The sequence below is a fragment of the Streptomyces sp. NPDC055955 genome (assembly GCF_042270245.1).
GTDB lineage: Bacteria > Actinomycetota > Actinomycetes > Streptomycetales > Streptomycetaceae > Streptomyces.
This window is the reverse complement of sequence record NZ_JBHJYS010000057.1, coordinates 1-1,440: the sequence shown is the minus strand read 5'-3', so window position 1 is coordinate 1,440 and position 1,440 is coordinate 1. Positions and strand designations below refer to the sequence as shown.

General features: G+C 70.4%; 2 protein-coding genes. Both read right to left on the bottom strand.

Annotated features, from left to right (window positions below):
• The coding region (locus ACFC96_RS46060; protein WP_376618717.1) for an electron transfer flavoprotein subunit alpha/FixB family protein at positions 1 to 942 on the bottom strand (942 nt) is incomplete at its 3' end.
• Positions 943 to 990: 48 nt separating this feature from the next.
• The coding region (locus ACFC96_RS46055) for an electron transfer flavoprotein subunit beta/FixA family protein (RefSeq protein ID WP_376618715.1) at positions 991 to 1,440 on the bottom strand (450 nt) is incomplete at its 5' end.

Genomic DNA, 1,440 nt, shown 5'->3' with positions numbered 1-1,440 from the left:
TTCCTCGGTGAGCTGGGGGACGACGTCGAAGAGGTCGCCGACGACGCCGTAGTCGACGAGGTCGAAGATCGGGGCCTCGGCGTCCTTGTTGACCGCGACGATGGTCTTCGAGGTCTGCATGCCGGCCCGGTGCTGGATCGCGCCGGAGATACCGTTGGCGATGTACAGCTGCGGGGAGACACTCTTGCCGGTCTGGCCGACCTGGTTGGAGTGCGGGTACCAGCCCGCGTCGACCGCGGCACGCGACGCGCCGACCGCCGCGCCGAGGGAGTCGGCGAGGGCCTCGATGAGCGCGAAGTTCTCCGCGCCGTTGACGCCGCGGCCGCCGGAGACCACGATCGCGGCCTCGGTCAGGTCCGGACGCCCGGTCGACTCACGCGGCGTGCGCGCGGTGACCTTGGTACCCCTGGCCTGCTCGGAGAACACCACGTCCAGGGCCTCGACCGTGCCGGCCGCCGGGGCGGACTCGACCGGAGCACTGTTGGGCTTGACCGTGATGACCGGGGTGCCCTTGGCCACCCGGCTGGTGGTGGTGAACGAGGCGGCGAACGCCGACTGCGTCGCGACGGGGCCCTGCTCGCCGGCCTGGAGGTCGATCGCGTCGGTGATGACACCCGACCCGACACGCACCGCCAGCCGCGCCGCGATCTCCTTGCCCTCCGCCGAGGACGGCACCAGCACCGCCGCCGGGGACACCGCCTCGTAGGCGGCCTGCAGCGCGTCCACCTTCGGCACGACCAGATAGTCGGCGTACTCGGACGCCTCATGCGTCAACACCTTGACCGCACCGTGCTCGGCAAGCGCCGCGGCGGTGCCGGCGGCACCCGCACCCACCGCCAGCGCGACCGGCTCACCCAGCCGGCGCGCCAGCGTCAGCAGCTCAAGGGTGGGCTTACGGACGGCACCGTCCACGTGATCGACGTAGACCAGAACTTCAGCCATGGAACTTCTCCTGCATGCGAAAGAGTGAGACGGAAGGAAACGGCCGGACTAGATGAACTTCTGGCCCGCGAGGAACTCGGCGAGCTGCTTGCCGCCCTCGCCCTCGTCCTTGACGATCGTGCCCGCGCTGCGCGCCGGACGCTCGGCCGCCGCGTCCACCACCGTCCACGCACCCGCCAGACCCACCTCGTCGGCCTCAAGACCCAGATCCGACAGGTCCCAGGACTCGACCGGCTTCTTCTTCGCCGCCATGATCCCCTTGAACGAGGGGTAACGCGCCTCGCCCGACTGGTCGGTCACCGACACCACCGCCGGCAGCGAAGCCTCAACCCGCTCCGAGGCCGTGTCACCGTCACGACGACCCGAGACCACACCACCCTCGACCGACACCTCCGACAGCAGCGTCACCTGCGGCACACCCAGCCGCTCCGCGAGCAGCGCCGGAACCACACCCGCCGTGCCGTCCGTCGACGCCATACCGGAGACGACCAGATCGAA